The 2,529-nt window shown below is 46.2% G+C and carries 1 protein-coding gene and 1 pseudogene; both read right to left on the bottom strand.

The annotated features are described in order from the left end of the window. Nucleotides 1–1,285: pseudogene (locus GRP75_RS24240) on the bottom strand (hypothetical protein); the annotation flags it as partial. A gap of 50 nt (nt 1,286–1,335) precedes the next feature. Next, a partial coding sequence (locus tag GRP75_RS24235; protein WP_160790594.1) for an ATP-binding protein occupies nt 1,336–2,529 on the bottom strand: 1,194 nt, incomplete at its 5' end.

Genomic DNA, 2,529 nt, shown 5'->3' with positions numbered 1-2,529 from the left:
ATACACGCTGCAACGGGGATGATCCGAACCATTCCATAAATTGAATAACACCAAAGGTCAGCAACACCCCGAAATTAAGGGCAATCAGTCCAATAAATTTGTTAGGATCACGGAAAACCGAACCAATCACAGGGGTTTTCGTAACCAAAATGACAAACCACTTGGCAATGGATGGGAACGTCGTCCCGGTAGCTGCAACCAGAAACAGCAACGTAAGTAGCGAGAAGATCAGAATGATCGGATTTTTATGTGAACGTGTCACCATCGCATACCCGATCAATAGCAACAAAAATCCCCCTCCTACATAAAACATGCCAGGCAGTGAGGACAAGGAAAACATGGGCCACCAATAGCTCAGTAAATAACCCACATTATATAAACTGCTGTTGCGGCTGAACAGAGACAACGTATCCACGACGTTGATATTATGCTGAGACGCTTGAGCGTCCATCAACATGCTACCGACATATAGAGACAACCAATAAAAACTGAGCAGACCGAAAAACACGCCAAAAATGATCCCTTTACGCAAAAAATTGCCGTATAACGGCTGCAAATAGGTGCGACCGGCCTTACGGTGGGTCCAGGTCAACTTGATTAATAGCAACATGGTGAACAATCCCAAATAAATCATGCCGAAGAAAAAATAATGAATTGCTGCAGCACTAACGGTGAATACCGCAGCCAACAGGAACAGGTCGATCCAGTTTCGCTGATACAACTTGTGGGGATGATAGTTTTTAATTTGTTGAATTTGAAACTTGGGGTCCACCGCACTGAAAAAGAATCGCAGCATTAACGGAAACAAGCTATATCCACAGAGCAAAGAAATATGCTGAATGCGGAAAATAACCCACGGATTCAGCGCATAAAACAACGAGCCGACCATGATGGCAAAAATACGGGTCTTCGTAAAGCTTGGTGAATAATACACGCTGACCAGTCGCTTGGCAAAGGCATACATCGAAAATGCCGAAACAAATAATAAGCCTGTAATAAACGACTTGAGCAAGACCGGGCCGCTTTCGTCAAATAAGAGCGACAGTCCATAGAAGGGCAAGATGTACAGGATACGTGGAGCATTGAACAAGGTCGAGGTAGACCATCGCTCGTTCCATACTCCGGTTATTTCCTCCAGATACCGATGAGAGGTGGCTCCAAAAGCAATGTCGCTAAACACAATTTGCCCTGGTCCATAGATGGGTGCAAGATATGCAACAATCGCAATCAGCATCAACATCATTGCCGCCATATCGTAGCGGTAGCGAAATATCCATTTTTTCATGCTTGTCCCCCTCTCTTGAACTTCTCGTATATCTGTCGGTTATCTTGGGCCTATCTCCTCAAACGAACGATTGCCTGCAAGCCCTGATCGGTATTACGCAGCTTTAAACGACCACCTATGGTCTTCAGGTATGCATCCATATGATACAGGCTGAATGCATGCTCCTGGGAGTTTTGTGAATAGTCTGGCTGGAAATAGCTCCAACGCATTTTATCATCAATCCCGCCGCCCGTGTCTTCAATGTTAATAATAATTTCTCCTTCTTCCAGCCGTGAACTAACCTTAAGCACTTGAGATTGCCGCTTGGACCGCAGACCTGTTCGGCCCTTTTCCTGATTCTCAGGCTGCTCTTCACCTTGGCCCATGGCCTGAACTGCATTTTCCAGCAGCCCCTGAATCGTTTTGTACAGCATGGGTGCTTGTGCTGCAATCGATGGAACAGGCTCTTGCCGCAAGATCACTTGAATGTTCTTCATGTTCAATGAACGGTTCGCCCATTTCAGCGACTCAGACAATACTTCATTCATATCTGTAAAGCTAATTCCACTATTATCATGCATCTTCTCTTCCAGCTCATCGCGCAAGCTACGGACTCCCGTCAGTAACTCTCCCAGTGAGGATTCCTGTCTGAGACGACCCTGGATGAAATTTTCATTCAACTCGCGAAAATACTCCAGTTCCTCATGAGAGGCTCCTTTTCCCTGACTGGAAGCCGCTTCAAAACGGTTTGCTAGATCATGATAAAATCCCAGCAGCTTCAAATCATCACCGCCTGTGAGACGGCTAGTCTGCTCTTGCAGCTCTTGTAGCTGCTGCTCAATCGTCTGCATTAACGGCAAATAATAGGTGTCCTGCTGCTGTCGCATATCTTCATCGCGCCGTTGGTCACGCACCTGATTGTTCACGATGGCATCCTTTACAATCCTTTTGCGGAACTGTACGAGCATGGCCCACAGAATGAACAATATCAGAACCATGACCATCCACAATTGTTTGCGAAAGGAGCTGATTCGCTGTGCTGTATCCTCGCTGACATCCTTAACCGATATGTAAAGGGCCTCTTCCCCAATGCGGCTGAATCCTATTCCGTGTTTCTCACCGTCATCTTCAATGACACCTGTATTGCCCTCCAGCAGCCTACGGGTTACGCCCGTGATGTCCGTTCGGTTAATATCCGGAGTACTTCGGGAAGCTACGACCTTAAATTGACCGTTATAAAATAAAGTCTCATGCTGGTTAACTGG

The sequence above is a fragment of the Paenibacillus sp. OT2-17 genome, assembly GCF_009827695.1.
GTDB classification, from domain to species: Bacteria; Bacillota; Bacilli; order Paenibacillales; family Paenibacillaceae; genus Paenibacillus; species Paenibacillus polymyxa_B.
The sequence above is the reverse complement of the archived record's forward strand: the minus strand, read 5'-3'. Positions and strand labels throughout refer to the sequence as shown.